This window comes from Vibrio makurazakiensis (assembly GCF_050337375.1).
Lineage (GTDB): Bacteria > Pseudomonadota > Gammaproteobacteria > Enterobacterales > Vibrionaceae > Vibrio > Vibrio makurazakiensis.
In genome coordinates, this window is record NZ_JAKJSW010000450.1 from 1 (window position 1) to 1,183 (window position 1,183).

Genomic DNA, 1,183 nt, shown 5'->3' on the forward strand with positions numbered 1-1,183 from the left:
ACGGTATATTACTCACAACCGACGTTTCTAGCCTACTACTCAATAATGAACAAATCACCCAAAGTGCTGATGAGATAAAGTCCACGATAAAGACTTTTAATCAAGCCTTTGGTGTGAGTTTACCTATCTACAATGTCATTTCTAACATGGGCAGTATCAGCGACTTTTGTCAGTTTTTCTCTGCCTTTGACGAATCGAAAAGAGATGACGTGTTCGGCGCTACCGCTCCATACAACAAACATGGTGGAATCGACGCCGACTGGTTTAATGAAGAATTTGACCATTTGATAAGCCAGTTGATCGCTAACATGAGTAACGCTTTAGCGGGTCAACTTAATCAGGATTACCGTAACTCAATTGCCAGCGCCCCATTTCAATTTGGGCTATTGAAGCAAAGCCTGTGGTTATTCTTAAACCGGCTGTACCGTGGTGAACAACTCAGTGACGCATTGCAATTCCGTGGTTTCTACTTTACACATGATGGTCAAGAGTCTGAACTATCAGACTTGCTAGCCAGTACAGTATCGCTTTCTGTGGGTCATGAATACTACCAGCAGTATGGGCAAATCCCAGTAAGCCAAACTTTGTTCGCACAGCATCTAATGAGCCATGTCATCCTTACCGAACAATCTTTGGTCGGCGTGAACAAACGTAAAGAAAACACCCTTCTTTTCAATCAGATTGCTTTTACTACGGCATGGGTTGGCCTATTAGTTGCCGTATTATTAGTCATTAAGTTTGATTTCGACTATCAAAGTCAAAGAGAAAACCGAGCTGACGCGATGTTAGAACGTTATAAGGAAGCCATTTCAGCATCTCCTTATGACATTGAAAACATGGCAGATAACATTCCAAACCTATATTCCTTACAGAGAATATATAACCTCTACAATCAACCAGAGCCTTGGTACCGCCTTCCTTTCATGCCGAACCCTAGTATTAAGCCTGAAATCGAACAAGCGTACTTCTCGGAGTTACAAAACGTTTTAGTTCCTTCCATGGAGAAAACCCTAGAAAAAGACCTCTTCGTTTACGTTAACCTTGAAGATCAGTCTCGTACTCTATCGCTACTGAACAACTACCGTTTACTCTTTAGCCAGGATCGAACTCATACGGATGAACTGAAAACTTACTACATCAGTACGCTTCAAGATCAAGGTGAAGCCGATAGTGTCAATACAGC

Annotated in this window: 1 protein-coding gene; it reads left to right on the top strand. The window is 41.9% G+C overall.

All coding sequences use genetic code 11. The features are described 5' to 3' along the window. The coding region (locus tag L4C33_RS22365) for a type VI secretion system protein (protein ID WP_428814573.1) at window positions 1-1,183 on the top strand (1,183 nt) is incomplete at both ends.